At 68.0% G+C, this 24,757-nt stretch carries 27 protein-coding genes; 12 read left to right on the forward strand and 15 right to left on the reverse strand.

What is annotated here, in order from left to right; translation table 11 throughout:
- Positions 1-96: 96 nt before the first annotated feature.
- The 4 genes from QXH22_RS08085 to eccCb all read right to left on the reverse strand — a co-directional run bounded on the left by QXH22_RS08085 (position 97) and on the right by eccCb (position 5,478).
- On the reverse strand, positions 97-393 hold the full coding sequence (locus QXH22_RS08085; protein ID WP_306242180.1) for a WXG100 family type VII secretion target: 297 nt from the start codon (positions 391-393) through the stop codon (positions 97-99).
- A gap of 14 nt (positions 394-407) precedes the next feature.
- Positions 408-734 carry a WXG100 family type VII secretion target gene (locus QXH22_RS08090; RefSeq protein WP_306242181.1) on the reverse strand — a complete coding sequence of 109 codons (327 nt, stop codon included), beginning with the start codon at positions 732-734 and terminating at the stop codon, positions 408-410.
- A gap of 65 nt (positions 735-799) precedes the next feature.
- Positions 800-1,966 carry a type VII secretion-associated protein gene (locus QXH22_RS08095; protein WP_306275320.1) on the reverse strand — a complete coding sequence of 389 codons (1,167 nt, stop codon included), beginning with the start codon at positions 1,964-1,966 and terminating at the stop codon, positions 800-802.
- Positions 1,963-5,478: a type VII secretion protein EccCb gene (eccCb, locus tag QXH22_RS08100; RefSeq protein WP_306275321.1), complete on the reverse strand. Its 3,516-nt coding sequence runs from the start codon at positions 5,476-5,478 to the stop codon at positions 1,963-1,965. Before eccCb ends, QXH22_RS08095 begins: the two co-directional genes overlap by 4 nt.
- 93 nt (positions 5,479-5,571) lie before the next feature.
- Here eccCb and eccD point away from each other — a divergent pair, with 93 nt between their 5' ends.
- Complete coding sequence (eccD, locus tag QXH22_RS08105) at positions 5,572-6,903, forward strand: type VII secretion integral membrane protein EccD (protein ID WP_306275322.1); 1,332 nt, start codon at positions 5,572-5,574, stop codon at positions 6,901-6,903.
- Positions 6,900-8,210 carry a type VII secretion-associated serine protease mycosin gene (gene mycP, locus QXH22_RS08110; protein WP_306275323.1) on the forward strand — a complete coding sequence of 437 codons (1,311 nt, stop codon included), beginning with the start codon at positions 6,900-6,902 and terminating at the stop codon, positions 8,208-8,210. The genes eccD and mycP overlap by 4 nt, the downstream gene beginning before the upstream one ends.
- On the opposite strand, the gene eccB is transcribed toward mycP, so the two are convergent.
- Positions 8,175-9,545: a type VII secretion protein EccB gene (gene eccB, locus QXH22_RS08115; RefSeq protein ID WP_306275324.1), complete on the reverse strand. Its 1,371-nt coding sequence runs from the start codon at positions 9,543-9,545 to the stop codon at positions 8,175-8,177. The genes mycP and eccB overlap by 36 nt on opposite strands.
- Before the next feature lie 119 nt (positions 9,546-9,664).
- Here eccB and QXH22_RS08120 point away from each other — a divergent pair, with 119 nt between their 5' ends.
- Both QXH22_RS08120 and QXH22_RS08125 read left to right on the forward strand, forming a co-directional pair.
- Complete coding sequence (locus tag QXH22_RS08120; protein WP_371934168.1) at positions 9,665-10,483, forward strand: cutinase family protein; 819 nt, start codon at positions 9,665-9,667, stop codon at positions 10,481-10,483.
- A gap of 30 nt (positions 10,484-10,513) precedes the next feature.
- Positions 10,514-11,152: a cutinase family protein gene (locus tag QXH22_RS08125; RefSeq protein WP_306242187.1), complete on the forward strand. Its 639-nt coding sequence runs from the start codon at positions 10,514-10,516 to the stop codon at positions 11,150-11,152.
- Here the strand turns inward: QXH22_RS08125 and truA are convergent.
- From truA to infA, 8 genes are all read right to left on the reverse strand, one after another.
- Entirely contained in the window at positions 11,149-12,036 is an 888-nt protein-coding gene (truA, locus tag QXH22_RS08130) for a tRNA pseudouridine(38-40) synthase TruA (RefSeq protein ID WP_306275995.1), read from the reverse strand. The two genes, QXH22_RS08125 and truA, sit on opposite strands and share 4 nt — an antisense overlap.
- Positions 11,990-12,604: a 50S ribosomal protein L17 gene (rplQ, locus tag QXH22_RS08135; RefSeq protein ID WP_306275325.1), complete on the reverse strand. Its 615-nt coding sequence runs from the start codon at positions 12,602-12,604 to the stop codon at positions 11,990-11,992. The genes truA and rplQ overlap by 47 nt, the downstream gene beginning before the upstream one ends.
- Before the next feature lie 126 nt (positions 12,605-12,730).
- On the reverse strand, positions 12,731-13,774 hold the full coding sequence (locus tag QXH22_RS08140; protein WP_055579866.1) for a DNA-directed RNA polymerase subunit alpha: 1,044 nt from the start codon (positions 13,772-13,774) through the stop codon (positions 12,731-12,733).
- A gap of 77 nt (positions 13,775-13,851) precedes the next feature.
- The gene (gene rpsD, locus QXH22_RS08145; protein ID WP_065132779.1) at positions 13,852-14,457 is read right to left on the reverse strand and encodes a 30S ribosomal protein S4; all 606 of its coding nucleotides are present in this window, start codon (positions 14,455-14,457) and stop codon (positions 13,852-13,854) included.
- 23 nt (positions 14,458-14,480) lie between these two features.
- Positions 14,481-14,894 (reverse strand): 30S ribosomal protein S11, encoded by a 414-nt coding sequence (rpsK, locus tag QXH22_RS08150; protein WP_065043539.1) that lies wholly within the window; start codon positions 14,892-14,894, stop codon positions 14,481-14,483.
- Positions 14,895-14,897: 3 nt separating this feature from the next.
- Entirely contained in the window at positions 14,898-15,272 is a 375-nt protein-coding gene (rpsM, locus tag QXH22_RS08155) for a 30S ribosomal protein S13 (RefSeq protein ID WP_036352829.1), read from the reverse strand.
- A gap of 180 nt (positions 15,273-15,452) precedes the next feature.
- Positions 15,453-15,566: a 50S ribosomal protein L36 gene (gene rpmJ, locus QXH22_RS08160; protein ID WP_003886927.1), complete on the reverse strand. Its 114-nt coding sequence runs from the start codon at positions 15,564-15,566 to the stop codon at positions 15,453-15,455.
- A gap of 55 nt (positions 15,567-15,621) precedes the next feature.
- The gene (gene infA / locus QXH22_RS08165) at positions 15,622-15,843 is read right to left on the reverse strand and encodes a translation initiation factor IF-1 (protein WP_003418601.1); all 222 of its coding nucleotides are present in this window, start codon (positions 15,841-15,843) and stop codon (positions 15,622-15,624) included.
- 238 nt (positions 15,844-16,081) lie between these two features.
- Here infA and QXH22_RS08170 point away from each other — a divergent pair, with 238 nt between their 5' ends.
- The 4 genes from QXH22_RS08170 to rfbC are packed head-to-tail and all read left to right on the forward strand — an operon-like array spanning position 16,082 to position 19,433.
- Positions 16,082-16,924: an LLM class F420-dependent oxidoreductase gene (locus QXH22_RS08170; protein ID WP_306275326.1), complete on the forward strand. Its 843-nt coding sequence runs from the start codon at positions 16,082-16,084 to the stop codon at positions 16,922-16,924.
- A gap of 19 nt (positions 16,925-16,943) precedes the next feature.
- The gene (locus QXH22_RS08175; protein WP_306275327.1) at positions 16,944-17,816 is read left to right on the forward strand and encodes an LLM class F420-dependent oxidoreductase; all 873 of its coding nucleotides are present in this window, start codon (positions 16,944-16,946) and stop codon (positions 17,814-17,816) included.
- Positions 17,817-17,827: 11 nt separating this feature from the next.
- Positions 17,828-18,823, forward strand: a complete 996-nt coding sequence (rfbB, locus tag QXH22_RS08180; protein WP_306242192.1) for a dTDP-glucose 4,6-dehydratase — start codon at positions 17,828-17,830, stop codon at positions 18,821-18,823.
- A 1-nt stretch (position 18,824) separates the two neighbouring features.
- Positions 18,825-19,433: a dTDP-4-dehydrorhamnose 3,5-epimerase gene (gene rfbC / locus QXH22_RS08185; RefSeq protein WP_306242193.1), complete on the forward strand. Its 609-nt coding sequence runs from the start codon at positions 18,825-18,827 to the stop codon at positions 19,431-19,433.
- Between the two features lie 66 nt (positions 19,434-19,499).
- Here rfbC and QXH22_RS08190 read toward each other — a convergent pair whose 3' ends face one another.
- Positions 19,500-19,781: a hypothetical protein gene (locus QXH22_RS08190; protein ID WP_306244554.1), complete on the reverse strand. Its 282-nt coding sequence runs from the start codon at positions 19,779-19,781 to the stop codon at positions 19,500-19,502.
- Here QXH22_RS08190 and QXH22_RS08195 point away from each other — a divergent pair.
- A complete protein-coding gene (locus QXH22_RS08195; RefSeq protein WP_306244425.1) occupies positions 19,729-20,019 on the forward strand; it encodes a lipoprotein LpqH in 291 nt (96 codons plus the stop codon). The two genes, QXH22_RS08190 and QXH22_RS08195, sit on opposite strands and share 53 nt — an antisense overlap.
- 386 nt (positions 20,020-20,405) lie before the next feature.
- On the opposite strand, the gene QXH22_RS08205 is transcribed toward QXH22_RS08195, so the two are convergent.
- Complete coding sequence (locus QXH22_RS08205) at positions 20,406-21,050, reverse strand: class I SAM-dependent methyltransferase (protein WP_306275328.1); 645 nt, start codon at positions 21,048-21,050, stop codon at positions 20,406-20,408.
- A 126-nt stretch (positions 21,051-21,176) separates the two neighbouring features.
- Here QXH22_RS08205 and QXH22_RS08210 point away from each other — a divergent pair, with 126 nt between their 5' ends.
- The 3 genes from QXH22_RS08210 to mmsB are packed head-to-tail and all read left to right on the forward strand — an operon-like array spanning position 21,177 to position 24,756.
- Complete coding sequence (locus QXH22_RS08210) at positions 21,177-22,697, forward strand: CoA-acylating methylmalonate-semialdehyde dehydrogenase (RefSeq protein ID WP_306275329.1); 1,521 nt, start codon at positions 21,177-21,179, stop codon at positions 22,695-22,697.
- A gap of 4 nt (positions 22,698-22,701) precedes the next feature.
- Entirely contained in the window at positions 22,702-23,862 is a 1,161-nt protein-coding gene (locus QXH22_RS08215) for an acyl-CoA dehydrogenase family protein (protein WP_306242198.1), read from the forward strand.
- Positions 23,863-23,871: 9 nt separating this feature from the next.
- Positions 23,872-24,756: a 3-hydroxyisobutyrate dehydrogenase gene (gene mmsB, locus QXH22_RS08220; protein ID WP_306275330.1), complete on the forward strand. Its 885-nt coding sequence runs from the start codon at positions 23,872-23,874 to the stop codon at positions 24,754-24,756.
- The last annotated feature ends 1 nt before the right edge of the window (position 24,757 follow it).

Raw genomic sequence — 24,757 nt, forward strand, 5'->3', positions numbered from 1 at the left:
CGGCGACCGACATTGACCCGAGGACCCTGTGTACCCGAAGGCACCCGCACGCCAACGGAGCAGCTTACCGACGCGCATCCCCGCAGGTCAAAACGACTACCGCGACCAACCGCCCGCTGCCCGGCGATCGGCGCCGGCCACCTCGTCAGCGCCGTCGCGGACCGCGTGTCCCAACTCGATCAGAATGTCGTTGAGCGCGGTGGCCGCCCGGTGCCATTTGAGCTGTTCGACCTGGTAGGCAGCCGCCGCCTGGCGGGTCCAGAGCTGCTGCAGCGGCGCGATCTGGGACCGTAGCTCGTCAAGCGCCGCGTTGAGGCGCGCGGCTGTGGCGTGAATCTCCTGGCGAACGGAGTGTTCAAGGACATCGAAGTTGTACGACAGCGCCTGATCCATGGCCCGCCTTCCGTTCAGAGGTTTCCGCCGACGGCGGCGATGTTGTCCGCGTGACTCTGGCCGGCATCGCGGAGTATGGCCTCGTTGCCGCGGATCGTTTCGGCGATGTCGTGCAGGACATGATGAAGCCGCGTCGACTCGCCGTTCCATCGATCCACGACGTCTTTGAAGCGCGCCGCCGCAACCCCTCCCCACACCGACGGGGGCACAGCGCTCATTCGGCCGATGAAGGCGTGCAGCATCGCCCGGATCTCCTGGTTGCGGGCGTCGATGGTGGCCGCGACCGATCTCATCAGGGCGAAATCGGCGCTCAGGGTGTTGGTGCCTGCGTGTGGATTCATCTGTCTCCTGTCCCTCATTACGTTCGACCTTCGGGGGCCGGCTTTGGTTCCATCGATTTCGCGGTTCAGCCCACCGCATGAGCGGTTTGCACCGCCCGCTCGCAGGCGTCCCGGACGGCGTCCTGGCCGGCGGGCCGGCTCTGGCATCCGATGCTGATGCGCAGCGATTTGTCGAGCAGCACCGTCCAGCGCACGTCATGGGCCGCACGAACTTCGCGGTAGGTCACTGCGGGCCGGCCGGCGCTGGCCCCGGTCGGGTTGAAGTCGACGAACACGCCGGCCGGTTCGGCGTCGATCGCCCGGCGCAGTTGTGCGGCGGCGTCGGCCAGCGTCTCGCCGGGCGTCGGCGTCTGGGTGAGGTGCAGGGCCGCCTCGGGATCAGCGGGCGAGGTGATCTGGACGCGGGCCGACCCCGGCCCGGCGACGATCCGCTCGGCGTTCCAGTCGGCCGGGATCGCCAACGCCACGCCGCCCTCGATCAGAAGAGTTGTCGGCGCCGCCCGGATCACGGGCTTCGAGTTCACCGCCGGCAGCGCCAGGCCCGCCGCGGTCACCGCGACACCTGCCGCCGCCAGCCGCGCAAGAATCCGGCCGCTGGACCGCACCTCTTTGACCGGTTCGCAGTCAGGGATCGGCGCCGCCGCGCGGGCCAGCTGTGTCACCGCGTCATCATCGACGATGGTGGCCTTGTGCCCGGCTGGGAGCGCATCGGCAATCAACCGAGCCAACCGCGGCGCTCCTGACACTTTCGGGGCGTCGATCATCACGCCGCGGTTCGTCATGGTGGCGACCACGCCGGCAACCTCGGTGGCGACGGCCTCATCGTCGGTGAGGCGGGGTACGGCGACGAGGTCGTCCCCCGAAATGGCCACCAGCCGCTCGGCGATTTCCACCAGGATGGTCGAATCCGGCTGCGGCAACAGCCAAGTCCGTGCCCGCACCGCAGCCTCAGCCCCGGCGACCGTCCGCGCCGCCGCGGTGAGGACGGCAACCCGGGGCGCCGACCACCACGCAGGATGCACCACCAGTACGCCGCGGTGCCCCTCCGCCAACGAGCGCAGCACCGCACACCACAGCGCATCAACGGCGACCGGGTGCTCGTCGACCAACGCCACCCGGTCGTCGATCGCATCCACCGCCGCAACCCCGGTCTCGTCGTCTCCCGTTGTCGCACAGCACAATCGGCTGACAGATGCCGGTCCCACCGCGACGACGGCGCGATGCGCGGTCATTCGGGCGGGCTCCACGCCACCTGTACCAGCTGCTCGACACCGGGGCGGGTGATCAGGGTGCCGCGCCCGGGCGGCAGTGGCACGGGTGGCTTCGATCCAAGTAGTGCGCCCTCCTCCGCCCGACCGCTCATCATCATTCCCATGCAGCCAAGCTCCCGCAGGCTCGCGAGCAACGGCTCGAACAGGGCTCGCGCGGCACCTCCACTTCGCCGCGCGACGATCATGTGCAACCCGAGATCGGCGGCGTACGGCAGATACTCGAGCAGCGCGAGCAACGGGTTCCCGGCCGACGCCGTCACCAGGTCGTAGTCGTCGACCATCAGGTAGATCTCCGGCCCGGTCCACCAGGACCGGTCGCGCAGCTGCGCCTGGCTGACATCCGCGCCGGGCATCCGCGCGTGCAGCAGGCCGACCAGGCCCGGCATCAGGACGCCCAACGCGCCGGGCGACCCGGCGTAGCCGCCGAGATGTTCGGACGGCACGACACCGAGCAGGGTTCGCCGGAAGTCGACCACGAACAGCCGCGCCTGCGCCGCCGACCGGGTGCGGACGATCTCGCGGCACAGGGTCCGCAGCGCCGCGGTCTTGCCGCACCCGTTGTCTCCCAGCATCAGCAGATGCGGCTGCTGCGTGAAATCAACTGTGGCCGTGCGCAGTTGCCGCTCTTCGAGCCCCAGCACGATCCCGGCCTCGCGCTCGCCGACGACCGCGTCGTACTCCACTCGACTCGGCAGTAGCGGTATGGGGGGCGCTGCGGGCCCGTCACTTCGCCGGCCGGGCCCCTCCCACGCGGGCAGCGCGATCGTCATGTGCAGTCCGTCGACGCACAAACCACGACCGGGACGGTCGGTCGGCACCTGCCGGGACTGCCGCCGGTCAAATTCGGAATCGGCAGGATCACCGAGCCGCAACTCGATGCGGGTGCCGAGTTGATCCTTGAACGCCGGCCGCAGCTCCGCCCAGCGCGTCGCGGCCACCATGACGTGCACTTTGTACGAAAGACCCTGGGCGGCAAGCACAGTGATCGAGTCCGCCACGCCGTCGAAATCCAGACGCAGGCCGGCCCAGCCGTCGACCACGAGGAACACATCCGGGAAGGAATCGATCGTCTCGCCTGCGCGCAGGCAGGCCTCGCGCATGTGGACAACTGACTCCATCTCGGCAACCGTGCGCCGGACCAGTTCGGGTTGAGCCCGGTCGGCGACAGCGCCGACGTGCGGCATGTCACGCAGGGCGAACAATGCTCCCCCGCCGAAGTCGAGGCAGTAGAACTGCACCTGCCCGGGTCCGTGGGTGGCGGTCAGGGCGGTGATGAGTGTGCAAAGTGCCGTGGACTTGCCTGACCGCGGCGCTCCGACCACCGCGACGTTTCCGGCTGCCCCGGACAGATCGACCGTCAGAGGCGGGCGGCACTGCTGGTAGGGCCGGTCGACGGCGCCGATCGGAACAACCAGAGGCGTCGGTGCTCGACTCGCCAGAAGCGCCTCAAGGGCGGGCGCCGCGTCCAGCGGCGGTAACCAGACTTGATGGGCGGGCGGTCCCTGGTGTTCCAGGCCGGCCAGGATCGTCTGCAGGATGGACGGACTCCGACGCGGATCCGGACGGCGCACGGCCCCAACAGGTTCTGCGGTGAACGGGCGTACCTCCGGCGCTGCCGAACTGCCGCCACCCGGTGCCGGCCCCGACACGGACGCGGCCTGAAACCGGATCAGATCCCCGGCAGGGGTCCGCAGCAGCCCAGCCCCCGGCGCGCTCGGCAGTTCGTACGCATCCGCAGTGCCCAGCACGGCACGAGACTCGACGGCGGACAGTGTCTTCAGGCAGACCCGGTAGGACAGGTGGGCTTCCAGCCCACGCAAGCGCCCCTCGTCAAGCCGCTGGCTGGCCAACAACAGATGCACGCCCAGGGACCTTCCCAGCCGCCCGATCGCAACGAAGGTGTCCGCGAAGTCGGGATGCTGACTGAGCAGTTCGGCAAACTCGTCAACGATGATGAACAGCGTCGGTAGAGGAAGTGATCCGGGTCCACGAGCACGCTGGTACTCCGCCGCGCTGACGTGGCCTGCCGTGCGCAGAAATTGTTGCCTGCGGTTCATCTCACCGGCCAGCGCCTCCCGCATCCGTGCGACCAGTGGCGCCTCGTCCGCGAGGTTGGTGACGACCGCGGCCACGTGCGGTGCCCCGGCGAGGTCGAGAAACGTTGCGCCACCTTTGAAGTCGATCAGCAGCAGGTTGAGCACCTCCGGCGAGTTCCGCGCCATCATGCCCACGGCGACGGTGCGCAGCAGCTCCGACTTGCCCGACCCGGTGGCCCCCACGCACAGCCCGTGCGGCCCGATACCGTGCAGCGCCGACTCTTTGATGTCCAGGCGCACGGGGCGGCCGTCGGGTGTGGCGCCGATCGGGACACAGAGCCGGTCCCGTGGGCACTGGCTTCGGGTGACCGCGTCGGCGCCGGGCCAGGCGTCCGCGTCCGGCGGCTCCGCTGCGGAACCGGCGTACGACGCGATCCGGCGCGCGCATACGACTGCGTCCTGCCGGTCGAGGTAGTCGGGTTCGTCGAGGACGTCCTGCCCGCCGGGCCGGCGGATCACCACGACCGCCCCGTTACCGCCGGCCCGGATCACGGTGGCATTGGCGATCGCCACGGCATCGCTCCCGGACGTGTCGGCGATGATCACTGCGTGCGGTGACGCGATAACGGCCAGCGCCTCGCGTGCCGCGGTCAGTGTCGGGTACACCAGTCGCGCCGGCCCGGTCAGATCCGTCGCGTCCGGATGCCGGTTGTGCGGGAGCCACTTCAGCCAGTCCCACTCGGCGAGGTCCGCCACCGCGCCGACGATCAGCAACTGTCCGGGCGGGTGCGCTATCGCCAACTGACAGACCATCGCGCGCAGCAGTCCGCGCACCTGGCTCACGTCACCGTCGACTGTCACCGGTTCGCCTTTGTGCAGTGACATCACGACCGGCGCATTCCGCAGCGTCGAATGTGTTCGCACGAAACGATTCAGGGCGGCAACCGTGAGCGGATCACACCGTCGCGGCATCGGAGCAACCTGCAGCGACGGGCACAGCGGGGCACTTCCCACACCTACCCTGACACACCAGGATTCCGGATCCGCGGATTGTCTGGTCCACATGCGCGGATCGCCGATCAGGGTCCACAGGCTGCCCGGCTCAGGATGCTCCGACGTCAGCGAAGCATGTTGCGCCCGAACGACTTCGGCAACTTCCGCCCGCAGTCCGCGCAGGTACTCGAGATACTCACGCCGGTCGCCGCTGATCGCCGCGCCCCGCCGCCGGCCCCGTCCGATCGTCAGCGCCAGCGACGCCACCATCATTGCCGGAGCAGTCAGCACAGCGGGGTGGTGCGCCACGGGAGAACCGATGAAGAAGACTGCCGCCGTGGCGCCCACAGCCACGACGGCCATCGCGACCGGCAGCAACGGCAGGCCCGAGATGTCTGATGACGGCACCTCGGGCGGGGCCTTGACGTCAATGACGGCGGTCATAGTTGGACGACGTTAAGCGGCAACCAGATTCGCCACAATTCAGCTGTGGACAACGGGACACGGCTCAGCCGGGAACCGCTTAACGTGCCGGGGGTGTCTGAATTCGATCCGGATCTGCGCCGCGTCGCAGTCCACGCCGACAGCGCCTCCGTCGACCTGACGTTGCCGGCAACCGTGCCCGTCGCGGAGTTGATCCCGTCGATCGTCGACGCGCTGGGTGGTGTGACCCCGGGGACGCGCTACCACCTGGCGCGGCTCGGCGCCGCGCCGCTGCCGAACTCGACGACGTTGCGGCAGATCGGAATTCGTGACGGGACTGCACTTGTATTGAGCCGGCAGGCTCCCGCGCCGCCCGCCATACGCTACGACGATGCGGCCGACGCGGTGTCCGCGGCCCTGGGCAGCCCGACACAGTCCTGGCAACCGATGACCGCCGCACTGGCCGCGGTCTGCTTCGCGGCCACGGCCGCACTGGCACTGCTGCGCGCCGCGTCCGGCGCCGCTCGGCACAGCGACACCGCCGCCGCGACGGCCGCCGCCACCGCCCTCGCGATCGTGGTAATGACCGGTGTCATCCCGCCTATTCGCCGCAACCCGATCGCCGGCCTCACGCTCAGCCTCATCGCCACCGCAGCGGCGGCGATCGCCGGTCTGCTCGCGGTGCCGGGCGCTCCCGGAGCCCCGAATGCGCTCCTCGCTGCCATGGCTGCCGGCGCCACGGCGGCTCTCGCACTGCGCGTAACCCGTTGTAGCCCGGTCGTACTGGGCGCAGTCGTTTGCTGCGCGGCGACTGTCGCGGTAGCCGCCGCCCTGGCGAGCACCCTCACCGCGGCCCCACCGCACATCGTCGGGTCAGCGGCAGCGCTCGCCTGCCTCGGACTGATTGAGGTCGCGCCGCGCGCGTCGATCCGGTTGGCCGGCCTGGCACCCGGCGCCGACCAGGACGATCCACTGCCCGAAAGCGGACTGGCCGCACACGCTCAGCGCGCCGACAGTGTGCTGACCATCCTCCGGGCCGGCTTAGCGGTCGCCGCCGCCCTCGGAGCAGTGATCGCCGCGCTGGCCGCGCCCCGCGCCGTCGTGCTGGCCGCAGTCACCGGGGGCGTGCTCGTCGTGCACGCCCGGATCGACAGGCGCCGAGGTCTCGTGTTCGCGGCGGCTGGAATCACCACGTTGGCAACCACATTGGCGATGGCCGCCCTCGGCCCACCGGCGCAGGCACCGTGGGTGGCCGGGCTGGCAGCAGTGGCCGCCGCCACCGCGATATACCTGGGTTTCGTCGCTCCTGCCGTCACCGTGTCGCCAGTCACCCGCCGCGGTGTCCAGGCACTGGGATGCATCGCGCTCACCCTGGTCGCCCCGGTAGCGTGCTGGACAAGCGGCGCGTTCGACGCCGTCCGCGGATTGAATCTGCTCCGCACGTGAGCACCGTCCGGCTGGTGCGCCCGTTGCTCGCCGCGCTGCTGGTGTCCCACTGCGCAGCACCGCAGGCGCATGCGGTCGCGCCGCCTGCGGTCGACGAGAAGTGGTTGCCGGCGCCGGCATCACCGTCACCCCCGCACCCCACCGTCCAACGGGAGACGTGCGCGGTGGCCGGTGCGGAACCCGACAGTGCCGACGCTGCGACACAATTCGCGGGGTTCGACCTGCCGCAGATCTGGCAATTCACCCGCGGCGCCGGGCAGCGGGTCGCGGTCATCGACACCGGCGTGCACCGGCATCCACGACTGAAGGATGTCATCGCCGGTGGTGATTACGTAGCCACCGGCGACGGCACCCAGGACTGCGACGCCCACGGCACACTGGTGGCCGGAATAGTCGCCGCCACAACCGATCCCGCCTTCACCGGGATCGCACCCGACGTCACGGTGATCAGCATCCGCCAGTCCAGCGCCAAATTCGCGCCGACCGCCGGCCGGTCCGGCGAGGGTGTCGGCGACGTGGCAACCCTGGCCCGCGCGGTGCGCACCGCCGCCGACCTCGGCGCCACGGTCATCAACATCTCGTCGGTCGCCTGCGCCCCGGTAGACCGGGCACCGGATGATCGCGCGCTGGGCGCCGCACTTGCCTACGCGGTGGATGTCAAGAACGCCGTCGTGGTGGCGGCGGCCGGAAACACCGGCGGTGTGACGCAGTGTCCGCCCCAACCGGCCGGCGTCACCCGGGACACTGTCGCGGTGGTGGTCAGCCCCGCCTGGTACGACGATTACGTCCTGACTGTCGGTTCGGTTGATTCCCAAGGCAATCCGTCATCCTTCACGCTCCCCGGGCCATGGGTGGATGTCGCGGCGACCGGTGAGGGCGTGACATCGCTCGACCCGGACGGTGACGGACTGGCCAACCGGGTCAACGACAAGCCGATCTCCGGCACCAGCTACGCAACTCCGGTCGTCAGCGGACTGGCCGCCCTGATCCGGGCGCGATTCCCGGAGTGGACCGCCCGCCAGGTGATGCAGCGCATCGAGGCGACCGCGCACCATCCGCCGGCCGGATGGGACCCTTGGGTGGGCAACGGCACCGTCGACCCGCTGGCGGCGGTCACCACCGACATCCCTGCGGCGGACGCTGCCGGCCCCAAACCACTGGCCATGTCGTTACCTGCCGCGAACCCGGGCCCGGACAACCGGTCCCGCACGCTGACCGGGGCCGCGATCTGCCTGGTTCTGCTTGTTGCCGCGCTGGGGACACGTCGCCGGTCACGGCCCCGTCGCGACAGTGTCGCGGACGACTGACGCCTGCTCCCGGCTCAACTCCGGCCCGCACGGCAACGCGGCGAGCACCGGCCACGGCGCCGGCACCGGCCGAGCCGGCAGTCCGAGGAGGCGAGCCGCTTCGTCGTCGTGGATCGCGAAGCGCACGCCGGTGTCGGTCACCAGGTAGCGCGTGTCGACCCGGGTTCGGTTGCCGACCTGGCTTTGAGTTGCGACGTAGGCGCTGTGGCCCGCGGCGATGGAGAACCTGTCCACCGACGGCCCGCGCCCGTCGGCTTGCGCCAGAGCCACCGGCGCCGCGGCCGGCGCACGCTGGGTGGCCAGGAATTCGATGGCCGGCGGACCTGACGCGGTGGGCTCCCACACCGCGCACCACGTGGCACCACCGGGATCCGACGGGACCTGGTCGGGGATCGCCGAGACCGGCAATGAGTCGACGTTGGGAGCCGCACGCAGCAGGCCGGGTGCGACGGTGGTGACGTCGGCCGAGCCGGTGAACCGAAGCATGTCCGCGACGACCGGGCTGATTCGCTGTACTCCGGCGGTCAGCACAACGTAGAACTCCTCGCCCGCGGCCCGTGTGATTCGCAGCACATCGCCCACCCGGAATCCCGGCAGCCAGCCGCCTGCCGGCGCGCCCGCGCTACGGATGCGGGGAACCGTGACGGGCAGCGCCTCCGGTACCGCGTTCAGCAAAGTCTGGGAGACCAGATGCGGGGCCCGGCCCTGCAACCTCAGTGCGCGCACCGCGGCCCGATCGGCCAGGTCCACCAGCGCGCGCCGCCCGTGGTACAGCAGGTAAGCCGGCGCGCCCGTTCCGGCGGCGACCAGCAGCGCCTGCCCGGCATTCACGCGGCCGACCGGCAGATCCGCGCCCAGCAGGACCGTCGTTCCCTCGTCTGCCTCGGCGTCACACACCGTCCATAACGACTGCTGCGCCGGCAATGCCGGGACGATCAATTGTGGCGCACCCGGAATGCCCAGCAGCGGACCGCGTTTAGTGCGGGCCAGCACCGCCTCGGGTACCGGCAGCGGATTGGCATCGGCCGTCGCGATCAGGCGCGCCGATGCCAGATTGAGCACCGGGTGCCAGGTGTCGCCCACCTTCACATACAGCGCCCCGGACGTCTGACCCATCGCGATGCGCGCGTCGCCCAGACCCGGCTGCGGCCACAGCCGGCTCAGCAACACGCAGCCCGCCAGGGCGATGACGGTCAGCACACAACCGATCGCCAGCGAACCCCGCGCCGGTCCGGCGGGTGAGTCGTCGCCGGGGCTCAGCAATGCGCGCTCGAGGCGCCGCAACTGACAGCGGTAGCCGCTGACGTGCAGCCAGCTCACCGCCTGCCGAGGCACCTGTCCCCCATCTTCTCGCCCGATTCCCCCGCTACGGTAGGCCGCCAAGCGGCGGTGTTTACACGTTCATCCACAGCTGCGGAGGTTTTGCTCCGGCGCTCCGCGGGTAAAATTTCGGCGTGTATCAGCACTTCATTCGCCTTGCCGGTCGGGCCGGTGTAGGCCTCGCAGCCCTGTCCGCCGCTGTCCTGCCGGTCAGTCCGCTTGCCGCCGCACCATCCGCATGGGCAGACGACTGCCCCGACGCCGAGGTGGTCTTCGCCCGGGGAACCAATGAGGCACCCGGCCTCGGACGGGTCGGCGATGCGTTCGTGGACTCGCTGCGCGAACAAACCAGCGGCCTCAACATCCGCACCTACGGCGTGAACTATGCGGCCAGCAAGTTGCAGCTGCACGGCGGCGACGGGGCCAACGACGTGATTTCCCACGTGAAGTCGACGGTGTCCGCCTGCCCGAACACCAAGATCGTGTTGGGTGGCTACTCACAGGGCGCGTCGGTGATGGACATCGTGGCCGGAGTTCCGATCGGCGGCATCAGCTGGGGCAGTTCACTGCCACCCGAGTACGTCGGCAACATCGCTGCGGTCGTCACCTTCGGCGACATCGCCGACCGGGCGGGCGGCTCGCTGCCCACCAAGAGCACCCTTCTGGGGTCCAAAGCCGTCGACTACTGCAATCCTCAGGACCCGATCTGCCATGCGGGCTCCGGTAACGAGTGGAGCGGGCACACCGAGGGGTACGTGCCCTTCTACACGACGCAGGGCGCCGCTTTCGCTGCGCCGAAGATCATGAACGGTGTCCCGCACATGCCCGGACAGCTCCCAGCGCCGCTGGTTCCCCAGATCCCTGGCACAGTGCCGCAGAATCCCGCGCTCGCCCCGCAGGTGCCCGGCACGCCCAGCGCCCCTGTCCAGCAGCCCGTCGTTCAGGTGCACTGACGCACTGTCAATAACGCCTAACATTGGGGCATGAGATGTGCCCCCCTGGGTCGGTTGGCGGCCGCCGCACTCGCGGCGGCCGCACTCTTGCTCGCCCCTCCACTGGCACCGCCGGCGAAGGCGGCCTGCCCGGATGTCGAGGTGATCTTCGCCCGCGGCACCGGCGAACCACCCGGTCTCGGCAGGGTGGGCAACGCCCTGGTTGGGACACTGCGCCAGCAGACCGGTCGCAACATCGGCGCCTACGGCGTGAACTACCCGGCCAGTAAAGACTTCCTCGCCGCCACCGACGGCGCGAACGACGCCAGCGACCACGTCCAGCAGATGGCCAACGCCTGCCCCGACACGCGGCTGGTGCTCGGTGGATACTCCCAGGGCGCCGCGGTCATCGACATCGTCACCGCCGCACCGCTGCCCGGCCTCGGTTTCACCGAACCGCTGCCGCCGGAAGCGGCCGACCACGTCTCGGCGGTCACTCTGTTCGGCAATCCGTCCGGCCGGGCCGGCGGCTTGTTGACCGCTTTGAGCCCGCAGTTCGGCGGCAAGATCCTCAACCTGTGCAATGAGGGTGACCCCATCTGCTCCGACGGCAACCTGTGGAAAGCGCACCTGGGCTACGTGCCCGGTCTGACGAACGAGGCCGCAAACTTCGTGGCGGGCAAACTCTAACGGGGCGAACGGATATCGCGGGTGATCAGGTTCCGGGCGGCTAGCTGGTCATCCGGCGGGTAGTCCACTCCGACCAGGGTCAGGCCTTGCGGCGGAGCAGCCGCGAAATCGCTGGACCGGCTTGTCGCACTGAGGAGTTCACCACACCACCTCGGCTCTCGCCGATGCTCGCCGACGGCCAGCAGGGCACCGACCAGGGAGCGCACCATGGACCAGCAGAACGCGTCGGCGCTCACCTGCGCGGTGACCAGATCCCCGTCGCGCGTCCAGTCGAGGCGTTGCAGCTCGCGGATGGTGGTCGCGCCTTTCCGGTGCCGGCAGAAGGCGGCGAAGTCGTGCAGGCCCAGCAGTTCTCGTGATGCGCTGGTCATGGCATCGAGGTCCAGCGCACGCGGCCAGGCGGTGACGAACCGCGCCTGCTGCGGCATCACGCCGTAGGGTGCCGTGCACAGCCGGTACACGTAGTGCCGCCGCAGTGCCGAAAATCGTGCGTCGAAACCCGTTGGTGCTCGGTCGATCTCGATGACCCGGACGTCGGCCGGGAGAAACCTGCCGAGCCGGCGCACCAGCGATCCGAACTCGGGATCGCCAGCGCGGTCAGAGCGCGAGTATGCGTGCGGCACAGCCTCGACGGGAACATCGACATGGGCGACCTGCGCGGTGGCGTGGACACCGGCGTCGGTGCGTCCGGCCGCGCGCAGGCGTACCGGCGCGCGGAACACGGTCGTCAGCGCCTCGTCGAGTACGCCGGCGACCGTGCGTTGCCCGGCTTGCGTCGCCCAGCCCGCGAAATCAGTTCCGTCGTAGGCGATATCGAGCCGCAGACGGACGACCTCACTAATTCTCGGGAGCCTCGTCAGCCTCGGTCTCGGTGGCCTCGCCAGACGACTCGGTCTCGGCGGCGGACTCGGTCTCGGCGGCGGACTCGGTCTCGGCGGCCGACTCGGTCTCGGCGGCCTCAGTGGCCTCCTCGGCGGTCGGGCCGACGGCCTCTTCCGGCTCCACCGCGGCCTGCGGTGCGGCCGCAGCGGCCACCGGTGCCGCCTTCTTGGACGCGCCGACCCGGCGGGCCCGGTCGGCCTCCGAGGTCACCGTCTTCTCCCGCACCAGCTCGATCACGGCCATGGGGGCGTTGTCGCCCTTACGGTTCTCGACCTTGATGATGCGGGTGTAGCCGCCGTCGCGGTCGGAGAAGAACGGACCGATCTCGGCGAACAGGGTGTGCACCACGTCCTTGTCGCGGATCTTCTTGAGCACCTCACGCCGGTTGTGCAGCGTGCCCTTCTTCGCGTGGGTGATCAGCTTCTCCGCGTACGGCCGCAATGCCCGCGCCTTGGGCTCGGTGGTCTTGATCCGGCCGTGCTCGAACAGCGACGTGGCCAGGTTGGCCAGAATCGCCTTCTGGTGCGAGGACGACCCGCCGAGGCGGGGACCCTTGGTGGGCTTGGGCATTGCGACTGTCTCCTATGTGGGGCCGACCCCCGTATCAGGTAGGGCCGGGACGAACTCTTGTCAGATTTGTCCGGTTCCTCAGCAGCCGCTGTACGGCCGCATCGTCACCGTACGGTGTCAGATTTGTTAGAGCTGTTCGGTTTCGGCGTAGTCCTGGTCGTCGTAAGCGCCCTCGGTGGACCAGGTGCCGGTGGCGACGTCGTAGCCTGCGACTTCGGACGGGTCGAAGCTCGGCGGGCTGTCCTTGAGCGACAGACCCAGCTGGTGCAGCTTGACCTTCACCTCGTCGATCGACTTCTGCCCGAAGTTGCGGATGTCGAGCAGGTCGGACTCGGTGCGCGAGACCAGCTCGCCGACCGTGTGCACACCCTCGCGCTTCAGGCAGTTGTAAGACCGCACGGTCAGGTCCAGGTCGTCGATGGGCAGCGCGAACGAGGCGATGTGGTCCGCCTCGGCCGGTGACGGCCCGATCTCGATGCCCTCAGCCTCGACGTTGAGTTCGCGTGCCAGACCGAACAATTCGACCAGCGTCTTACCGGCGGAGGCCAGCGCGTCACGCGGGGTGATCGAGCTCTTGGTCTCCACGTCCAGGATCAGCTTGTCGAAGTCGGTGCGCTGCTCGACACGGGTGGCGTCCACCTTGTAAGTCACCTTGAGAACCGGCGAGTAGATGGAATCGACCGGGATACGGCCGATTTCGGCACCCGAGGCCCGGTTCTGCACCGCCGGCACGTAGCCGCGGCCACGCTCGACGACGAGCTCGACCTCGAGCTTGCCCTTGTCGTTCAGGGTCGCGATGTGCATCGACGGGTTGTGCACGGTGACACCGGCCGGCGGCACGATGTCGCCCGCGGTGACCTCACCCGGGCCCTGCTTACGCAGGTACATGGTGACCGGCTCGTCCTCCTCGGAGGACACCACCAGGCTCTTGAGGTTCAGGATGATGTCGGTGACATCTTCCTTGACGCCAGGCACAGTGGTGAACTCGTGCAGGACGCCGTCGATGCGGATGCTGGTGACGGCCGCGCCGGGAATCGACGACAGCAGCGTGCGCCGCAGCGAATTGCCAAGGGTGTAACCGAATCCCGGCTCCAGCGGCTCGATGACGAACTGGGACCGGCTGTCGGTGAGGATGTCCTCGGACAGGGTGGGACGCTGAGAGATCAGCATGTGTTTCTTCTTCTCCTTCTCGGCACCCGCTATTTGATGCCGTTGAGGGTTTCCGAGCCGGCTGGCTCGAAAGTCCGTTACTTCGAGTAGAACTCGACGATCAGCTGCTCGGTGAGCGGGACGTCGATCTGGGTGCGCTCAGGCAGCTGGTGGATCAGGATGCGCTGGCGCTCCCCCACCACCTGCAGCCAGCTCGGGATCGGGCGGTCGCCCGCGGTCTCCCGCGCGATCTGGAACGGCACCGTGTTCAGCGACTTGTCCCGGACGTCGATGATGTCGTACTGCGACACCCGGTAGCTGGGCACGTTGACGTGCACGCCGTTGACCGAGAAGTGACCGTGGCTGACGAGCTGGCGGGCCATCCGGCGGGTACGCGCCAGACCGGCGCGGTACACGACGTTGTCCAGCCGGCTTTCCAGGATGCGCAGCAGTTCCTCACCGGTCTTGCCCGAGTGACGAACGGCCTCTTCGTAGTAGCGGCGGAACTGCTTCTCCATCACGCCGTAGGTGAAGCGGGCCTTCTGCTTCTCCTGCAGCTGCTGGCGGTATTCGCTCTCTTTGACCCGGGCGCGGCCGTGCTGGCCGGGCGGGTAGGGCCGCTTCTCGTACGACTGGTCGCCACCGACGAGGTCGGTGCCCAGCCGGCGGGACTTGCGCGTGACGGGTCCGGTATAACGAGCCATTTCTATTCTCCTCCTAGACCCTGCTAGACCCTGCGTCGCTTGGGCGGACGGACGCCGTTATGCGGCTGGGGAGTGACGTCAGATATCGCGCCGACCTCCAGGCCGGCGGCCTGCAGCGACCGGATCGCGGTCTCGCGGCCCGAACCCGGGCCCTTGACGAACACGTCGACCTTCTTCACGCCGTGCTCCTGCGCCTTGCGGGCGGCGTTCTCCGCGGCCAGCTGAGCAGCGAACGGGGTGGACTTGCGGGAGCCCTTGAACCCGACGTGACCCGACGACGCCCAGGCGATGACGTTGCCCTGCGGGTCGGTGATGGTCACGATCGTGTTGTTGAAGGTGCTCTTGATGTGGGCGGCGCCGTGCGGGACGTTCTTCTTTTCCCTGCGGCGGGTCTTCTGGCCCTTCTTGGGCCCCCCACTTGCTTTCTTCGGAGGCATCGGTTACCTGGCCTTCTTCTTGCCGGCGATGGTGCGCTTGGGGCCTTTACGGGTCCGCGCATTGGTCTTGGTCCGCTGGCCGCGCACGGGCAGGCCGCGACGGTGCCGCAGCCCCTGGTAGCAGCCGATCTCGATCTTGCGACGAATGTCGGCCTGCACCTCACGGCGCAGGTCACCCTCGACCTTCAGGTTCGCTTCGATGTAGTCACGCAGATGGGTCAGCTGGTCGTCGGTCAGGTCCTTGGTGCGCAGGTCCTTGTCGATGCCAGTGGCCGCCAGAATCTCGTTCGAGCGGGTGCGGCCGATGCCGAAGATGTACGTCAGCGCGATCTCCATGCGCTTATCGCGCGGCAGATCGACGCCTACTAGTCGAGCCATAGGTGGCGTTTCCTCTTTCTCAGCGGAGGTCTTTTCCCAGTCCGTTCCCGCCCCCCGAAGGATTTGAGCGGGGCCCGGCCTCCGTCCGGACGTGTCTGAGCGGCGTATCCGCTCAGTGGTGCTGGGAGGTCAGCATTCAGTTGTGCAGGTTGCCGGCGCGCGGCAACAGCGGCGTCCGGCTCAGCCTTGCCGCTGCTTGTGGCGCGGGTCCTGGCAGATCACCATGACCCGTCCGTGCCGACGGATCACCCTGCACTTGTCACAGATCGGCTTGACGCTGGGGTTCACCTTCACGGCAGTCTCGGTCCTGTTCTTCTCTGGAGCTACTTCTGTTGGGCGTTGTCAGTTGCTACTTGTAGCGGTACACAATGCGGCCCCGGGAGAGGTCGTAAGGAGACAACTCCACCACCACCCGGTCCTCGGGCAGGATGCGGATGTAGTGCTGCCGCATCTTGCCGCTGATGTGGGCGAGCACCTTGTGGCCGTTTTCCAGCTCAATGCGAAACATGGCATTGGGCAGGGGTTCGACCACGCGACCCTCGACCTCGATGGCACCGTCCTTCTTGGCCATTACTTTTCGGAGATCCTCTACTTTTCGTCCGTACCTGGTTTGCGCAGCATTCGTCCGGACTACAAAACGTGAGCCGATTATGGAAATTCCCGAGGGAAATTCAGACAGGGCACGCAAAGAGTCGGCACGGACGCCGCACCGTTGGTCCACGATACCCGCAGCCCCGCGTTCGACGCAAAAACGCCCGGGTCCCCTGGGCCGAGGAATAGGCGGCGCCGCCCTGCCGGTTGGTGAAACCATGACCGCTTCTGCTGACAGCAAGCCCGATCTCGGCCGGTTCGGATCGTTCGGACGCGGCGTCACGCCCCAGCAAGCCAAAGAAATCGAAGCCCTGGGTTACGGGGCGGTCTGGGTGGGCGGCTCGCCGCCCGCGGAACTGGATTGGGTGGAGCCGATCCTGGACGCGACGACAACGTTGCAGGTGGCGACCGGGATCGTCAACATCTGGACGGCCCCGGCCAAGCCCGTCGCCGAGTCGTTCCACCGGATCGACAGGGCCTATCCCGGCCGTTTCCTGCTCGGCATCGGCGTCGGTCACCGCGAGGCGGTCAGCGAATACCGCAAGCCGATCGATGCCCTCACCGGGTATCTGGACCAGCTCGACGACTACGGCGTCCCCGCCAATCGCCGGGTGGTGGCCGCGCTGGGGCCGCGGGTTCTCCAGCTGTCCGCGCAGCGCGGCGCCGGCGCGCACCCGTACCTCACCACCCCCGAACACACGGCTCAAGCGCGCGAACTGATCGGGCCGTCTGCATTTCTGGCCCCCGAGCACAAGGTCGTGCTGACCACCGACGCAGAGCAGGCCCGCGCCGTCGGGCGCAAAGCCCTCGGCATTTACCTCAACCTCGCCAACTACCTGAATAACTGGACGCGGCTGGGTTTCACCGACGACGATCTGGCCAAGCCGGGCAGCGACCGTCTGGTCGACTCCGTGGTCGCCTACGGAACCACCGACGCCATCGCGGCGCGACTGCGCGAGCACCTCGACGCCGGCGCAGACCACGTGCCCGTACAGGTGCTGGCCCGCAGCGAGGACCTGGTCCCGGCGCTGGCCGAGTTGGCCGGGGCGCTCGGGCTGTAAACGGGTATAGGGACCAGCGATGACTTACTCCGTTTCACTCAAACCTGACCTGGGCAAGTTCGGTGTGTGGCTGGGCACCCGCTCGCTCGCCCCTGAACTGGCCGCCGAAATCGAGTCGCTCGGGTACGGCGCCGTCTGGGTCGGCGGATCACCGGACGCCGATCTGGCCTGGGTCGAACCCGCGCTGGAGCGGACAGAGAGGCTGCAACTGGCCACCGGCATTGTCAATATCTGGACGGCACCGGCCAAGGAGGTCGCCAAGTCCTATCACCGCATCGAAGAGGCGCATCCGGGCCGGTTCCTGCTGGGTGTCGGGGTGGGCCACCCCGAGGCGACCCAGGAGTATCAGAAGCCCTACGACGCCCTGGTCTCCTACCTCGACGAACTGGACCGGGGCTTTCAGGACGTCCCAGTGCCCACCAGCCGCCGGGTGCTTGCCGCGCTCGGGCCGCGAGTGCTGCGCCTGGCGGCCGAACGCAGCGCAGGCGCCCATCCGTACCTGACCACGCCCGAGCACACCGGGAAGGCCCGCCAACTAGTGGGAAACACGGTGTTCCTGGCGCCGGAGCACAAGGTGGTGCTTTCCGCCGATGCGGACGAGGCGCGCGCGGTCGGCCGCAAGTTCGCCGACTTCTACCTGGGTCTGAGCAACTATGTGAACAACTGGCTGCGTCTGGGATTCACCGACGAGGACGTGCGCAAGCCGGGCAGCGACCGGCTGATCGACGCCCTGGTCGCCTACGGCAGCACGGACGCGATCGCGCGCCGGCTCAACGAACATCTGGACGCCGGGGCAGACCATGTGGCAATCCAGGTGCTGGGTTCCTCACGCCCGGAGAAGCTGATACCCGCGCTCACCGAACTGGCAGGAGCGCTCGGCCTCACCGGTTAGGGTTTGTAGCCATGCGGCTGCTAGTCACCGGCGGGGCGGGCTTTATCGGAGCGAATTTCGTGCACAGCACGGTGCGCGAACACCCCGAGGACTCCGTCACCGTCCTCGACGCGTTGACCTATGCAGGACGCCGGGAGTCACTGGCCGACGTCGCAGATTCCATCAGGCTGGTGGAAGGCGATATCTGCGATACCGAGCTGGTGTCGGCGCTGGTGGCCGAGTCGGATGCTGTCGTCCATTTCGCGGCCGAGTCGCACGTGGACAACGCGCTGGACAACCCCGAGCCGTTCCTGCACACCAACGTGGTGGGCACCTTCACCATTCTGGAAGCGGTGCGACGCAACGGGGTGCGGTTGCACCACATCTCGACCGACGAGGTGTACGGCGATCTCGAGCTCGGCGACCCTCAGCGCTTCACCGAATCCACGCCCTACAACCCGTCGAGCCCGTACTCGGCGACCAAGGCCGGCAGCGACATGCTGGTCCGCGCCTGGGTGCGCTCCTATGGCGTGCGCGCCACGCTGTCGAACTGCTCGAACAACTACGGCCCGTTCCAGCACATCGAAAAGTTCATTCCGCGCCAGATCACCAACGTGCTCACCGGGCGGCGATGCAAGCTGTACGGCAGCGGCCACAACGTGCGCGACTGGATCCACGTCGAGGATCACAACAGCGCGGTGCGGCGGATCCTGGAAAAGGGCGAGTCGGGCCGTACGTACCTGATCAGTTCGGAGGGCGAGCGGGACAACCTGACCGTGCTGCGCACGATTCTGCAGTTGATGGACCGCGACCCCGACGACTTCGACCACGTCACCGACCGGGTCGGCCACGATCTGCGCTACGCCATCGACCCTTCCCTGCTCTACAACGAATTGGGTTGGGCGCCAAAGCACACCGATTTCGAGGAAGGGTTGCGCGCCACCATCGACTGGTATCGCGACAACGAATCATGGTGGCGGCCAGTCAAAGACGCCGCCGAAGCCCGTTACGAGAAGCGCGGTCAGTGAGATGAAGGTTCGCGAACTCGAGATCCCGGGCGCCTGGGAGATCACTCCGACCATCCACGGCGATCCGCGCGGCATGTTCTTCGAATGGCTCACCGACAAAGGTTTCCGCGAGGTCACCGGCCACCGGCTCGATGTGCGGCAGGCCAACTGCTCGGTGTCCGCGGCCGGCGTGTTGCGCGGCCTGCACTTCGCGCAGTTGCCGCCGAGCCAGGCCAAGTACGTGACCTGTGTGCGGGGTGCGGTGTTCGACGTCGTGGTCGACATCCGCCAAGGGTCACCGACGTTCGGCCGCTGGGACTCGGTGCTGCTCGATGATCAGGACCGCAGGACCGTTTACATCTCGGAGGGTCTTGCCCACGGTTTCCTTGCCCTGCAAGATAATTCAACGGTGATGTACCTGTGCTCGGCGGAGTACAACCCGCAGCGCGAGCACACCATCTGCGCCACCGACCCGGCGATCGGGGTGGACTGGCCGCTGGTTGACGGTGCCCCTCCGAGCCTGTCCGATCGCGACGCCGCGGCACCCAGCTTCGCCGACGTGCGGGCCTCCGGCCTGCTCCCCACCTGGGAACAGGCCCAGCGATTCGCGGCCGGCCTGCGCGACGATTGACGGCTACCTATGCGCAGAGGCAAGCGGCCATACATACTGCTTGTCAGCATCTGCTGTGCGTGCCGATCAATCGAAGGAGACACCCGTGAAGCGTGAGCTGTTGGTCGCCCTGAGCGCGACGACCCTCGTCGTGAGCATGGCCGGATGCTCGAAGGACGAGAAGTCCTCCGGCACTTCTTCCAGCTCGGCCTCCAGCTCGGCGACCTCATCGGCCCCCGCCCCGTCGTCCAGCCCTGCCGCGGCACCTGCTGCCGCAGGGGAGACGAAGGTCATCATCGGCGGCCTGCCGCAACCGGTGAGCGGAGCGGTCGTGTGCGAGACGAACCAGGGCAGATTCTCCATTGCCATCGGCGACATGATGACTGGCGTGATCGTCGGGCTGGAACAGGACGCGTCCGCGGTCCGCAGCGCCGGCCTGGGCACCGTCGACGGCGTGGTCCTCAGCTTCACCGAAGGCGCTCCCGGCAACAGCGCCAAGGCAACCAAGAACGGCAACAGCTACCAGATCACCGGCACCGCAACGGGTGTGGACAACGCGGGACAGCAGGTCAGCAAGACGTTCGAGGTCGACGCCACCTGCCCCTAGCGGCCCGCGGGGCCAATTGCAGGACCGCCCAGAGCACGACTGTCAGAACCTCGGCGCTCACGCTGATCACGGCGTGTGGTGCCGGGGTCCATCCGTGCTCGGAAAACCCGGCCAATCCGGCTGACCTCGACAGCACGAAGGCAACGAGAGATCCCCCGGCCAGCGCGGCAGCGAACCAGCAGAGCCAGGCCGGACCGCGTGCGACGATGAGGAGCGCCATCGCGAAGGAGACACTGGCCTGCACCAGGAAGGCCGGGCCGATCATCGAAATGTGCTGGTAACCATGGATATAGAGATAAGCATGACTCACGGCGCTGACCAGAAGGGCCGCGGCGAGTCCGAGGCGCAGCACTGCCGTCGTCACACTCATTGCAGTGCGGACTCTTTCAGAGCCAGCGCGCGGGGGTGCATATCAACAGGTGGGCCGGGAGATGACTCCGGTCGATTCGACGGTGGTCGACAGCGAGTCCGGCGCGATGCAGCGACTCAACCACCTCGGGCACCGGGCGAAGGTGGAAGCCGTGTCTGCTGGTCGGCATCTTCGCCATGGCGTCGGGGTCGGCCAGTCCGACGACGATGCGGCCCGAGCGACTCACCACGCGGGCGAGTTCGGTGAACGCAGGATCCAACTCGGCGACGAAGTAGATGGTGTTGACGGTGATGACGCCGCTCAGTTGGCCATCGTCGAAGGGCAGCTTTGTCAAAGACCCTTGCTGCAATATCAGGCGCCCGGACGCGATTTCACGGCGGTACCGACGCTCGGCACGGGCCAGCATTGTCTCCGAGATCTCGACACCATGGACCAGGCCCTCCCGGCCGACACTGTCGAGCAGGAACCTCAGCCCGACCCCACCGCCGAAACCGACGTCCGCCACCTCAGTTGCCGGCCGAGGCTGGAGCGCCTGCACCGCGGCGTTCACAAAGGCCCGGTTGCCACGGTTGAGGAGCATGCCGACGAACCGCCCGCGCAGCCCACTCGGGTGACCGAGCTGCTTAGCGATGCCTGCCATGACGGCGTCCCGGACAGCCATCTACCGAACGTACCGCCACGGTCACGACAGTTCGAGCCCGCGCCATGGGCTTTCCCGCAGCTTGCCAACACCTGACGCAATTACTAGGATATGCAAGTATCCTCCAGACCTGACCTTGGGACAACCATGACCACGCAGATTCCGCATTTCATCGACGGGCAGCGCACCACCGGCTCGTCCACCCGCTCCGCCGACGTCCTCAACCCGAGCACCGGCGAGGTGCAGGCCACCGTCCCGATGGCCAACCAGGCCGACATCGATGCCGCGGTCGCTTCGGCCGCAGAGGCCCAAAAGGGCTGGGCTGCTTGGAATCCGCAGCGCCGCGCGCGCGTGCTGATGAAGTTCGTCGACCTGGTCAACAAGAACATCGACGAGCTCGCCGAGCTGCTGTCCCTGGAGCACGGCAAGACGCTGCCGGACGCACGAGGCGACATCCAGCGCGGCATCGAGGTGATCGAGTTCTGCATCGGCATCCCGCACCTGCTCAAGGGCGACTACACCGAGGGCGCGGGGCCCGGCATCGACGTCTACTCGCTGCGCCAGCCGCTGGGCGTGGTAGCGGGCATCACCCCGTTCAACTTCCCGGCCATGATCCCGCTGTGGAAGGCCGGGCCTGCCCTGGCTTGCGGGAATGCCTTCGTACTCAAGCCGAGCGAGCGCGACCCCTCGGTTCCGGTGCGCCTCGCTGAGTTGTTCCTCGAGGCGGGCCTGCCGCCCGGGGTCTTCCAGGTGGTGCACGGCGACAAGGAAGCGGTCGACGCGATCCTGCATCACCCTGACATCCAGGCGGTGGGCTTCGTCGGCAGTTCCGACATCGCTCAGTACATCTACAGCCATTCAGCCGCCACCGGAAAGCGTTCCCAGTGCTTCGGCGGCGCCAAGAACCACATGATCGTCATGCCGGACGCCGACCTCGATCAGGCCGTCGACGCACTGATCGGCGCCGGTTACGGCAGCGCCGGCGAGCGCTGCATGGCCATCAGCGTCGCCGTCCCGGTCGGCGAGCAGACCGCAGACCGGTTGCGCGCCAGGCTGGTCGAGCGAATCAACGGCCTGCGCGTCGGACACAGCCTGGACCCGAAGGCCGACTACGGCCCGTTGGTCACCGAGGCCGCACTCAACCGGGTACGTGACTACATCGGCCAGGGCGTGGAAACCGGTGCCGAACTGGTCATCGACGGACGCGAACGCGCCAGCGACGACTTGACTTTCGGCGACGCCAATCTCGAAGGCGGCTTCTTCATCGGACCGACGTTGTTCGATCATGTCACTCCGGACATGTCGATCTACACCGACGAGATCTTCGGGCCCGTGCTGTGCATCGTCCGCGCCCACGATTACGAAGAGGCACTGCGGTTGCCGTCCGAGCACGAGTACGGCAACGGCGTGGCGGTCTTCACCCGTGACGGCGACACCGCGCGCGACTTCGTCGCCCGGGTGCAGGTCGGCATGGTCGGCGTCAACGTGCCGATTCCGGTTCCGGTGGCCTATCACACCTTCGGCGGCTGGAAGCGGTCCGGTTTCGGCGACCTCAACCAGCACGGTACGGCGTCGATCCAGTTCTACACCAAGGTCAAGACCGTCACCTCCCGCTGGCCCTCCGGCATCAAAGACGGTGCCGAATTCGTCATCCCCACAATGAATTAGCGGCATGTTTACCCTTAACGACGAAGAACGGGTGATCACCGAGACGGCGGCAGCCTTCGCCGACAAGCGGATGGCGCCCTACGCACTGGAATGGGATGCCACCAAGCACTTCCCCACCGACGTGCTGCGCGAAGCCGCCGAGCTCGGGATGGCGGCGATCTACTGCCGCGACGACGTCGGTGGTAGCGGACTGCGCCGCCTCGACGGGGTGCGCATCTTCGAGCAGCTGGCTATCGCCGACCCGGTCACCGCGGCGTTCCTGTCCATCCACAACATGTGCGCCTGGATGATCGACCGCTACGGCACCGACGAGCAACGCAAGGCGTGGGTGCCGCGGCTGGCGAGCATGGACGTCATCGCCAGCTACTGCCTCACGGAGCCCGGCGCGGGCTCCGACGCCAGCGCGTTGAGCACGCGGGCAGTGAAGAACGGCTCGGATTACGTGCTCGACGGGGTCAAGCAGTTCATCTCCGGCGCCGGGGCATCCGACGTCTACGTCGTGATGGCGCGGACGGGCAGCGAGGGCCCGCGCGGCATCTCCGCCTTTGTCATCGAAAAGGACACGGCGGGGCTGAGTTTCGGCGCGCTCGAGGAGAAGATGGGTTGGCATGCCCAACCCACCGCGCAGGTGATCCTGGACGGCGTGCGGGTGCCGGCGGACGCCATGCTGGGCGGGACCGACGGCGAGGGCACCGGATTCGGCATCGCGATGAACGGCCTCAACGGCGGACGGCTCAACATCGCCGCCTGCTCGCTGGGGGGCGCCCAGTCCGCCTTCGCCAAGGCGGGCGGCTACGTCCGCGACCGTCAGGCATTCGGCTCCGCCCTGCTCGACGAACCCACCATCCGGTTCACCCTGGCCGACATGGCCACCGGACTGGAGACATCGCGAATGATGTTGTGGCGGGCGGCAAGTGCGCTGGATGAAGATGCCGCCGACAAAGTCGAGTTGTGCGCGATGGCCAAGCGCTACGTCACCGACACCTGCTTCGAGGTGGCCGACAAAGCGCTCCAGCTGCACGGCGGCTACGGCTATCTGCGCGAGTATGGTCTGGAAAAGATCGTCCGCGACCTGCGGGTGCATCGGATCCTGGAAGGGACCAACGAAATCATGCGGGTGGTCGTCGGCCGAGCCGAGGCCGCGCGCTTCCGGGCCAGCGCCTAGAAGGGCACTATGACAACACGTCTCGCGATCGCGTTCTTGGGGCTCGGCAACATGGGCGGGCCCATGGCGGCGAATCTTCTTGGCGCGGGCCATCTCGTGCGCGGCTACGATCCGGTACCCGCAGCCGCCGCCGCAGCGGCCGACAAGGGCGTGACACTGTTCGACACCGCACCCGAAGCGGTGGCCGACGCAGACGTCGTCATCACGATGCTGCCCAGCGGCGAGGTGGTCAAACGTTGCTACGCCCAGGTGCTGCCGGCCGCACGCCACGGGGCGTTGTTCATCGACAGCTCCACCATCTCCGTCAACGATGCCCGCGAGGCGCACGCGCTGGCCGGGTCGCACGGAATGCAGCAACTCGACGCACCGGTCTCCGGTGGGGTGAAGGGCGCGACGGCCGGAACGCTGGCGTTCATGGTCGGCGGCGAATCCGACGCCCTGGAACGTGCCCGCCCGGTGCTGGAACCCATGGCGGGCAAGGTCATTCACTGCGGAGCCGCCGGCGCCGGCCAGGCCGCCAAGGTCTGCAACAACATGGTGCTGGCGGTAGAGCAGATCGCGATCGGCGAGGCGTTCGTCCTGGCCGAGAAGCTCGGCCTGTCGGCGCAGTCGCTCTTCGACGTCATCACCGGGGCAACCGGCAACTGCTGGGCGGTGCACACCAATTGCCCGGTGCCAGGCCCGGTTCCGACATCACCGGCCAACAACGATTTCAAGCCCGGCTTCGCGGCGGCTTTGATGAACAAGGACCTGGGCCTGGCCATGGACGCGGTGGCCTCCACCGGTTCGGCTGCTCCGCTGGGCACCCACGCCGCCGAGATCTACGCTCGATTCGCCACCGACCACGCCGACAAGGACTTCAGCGCGGTCATCGAAATGCTGCGCAACGGCTGAG

Source organism: Mycobacterium sp. TY814 (assembly GCF_030755175.1).
Taxonomy (GTDB): domain Bacteria; phylum Actinomycetota; class Actinomycetes; order Mycobacteriales; family Mycobacteriaceae; genus Mycobacterium.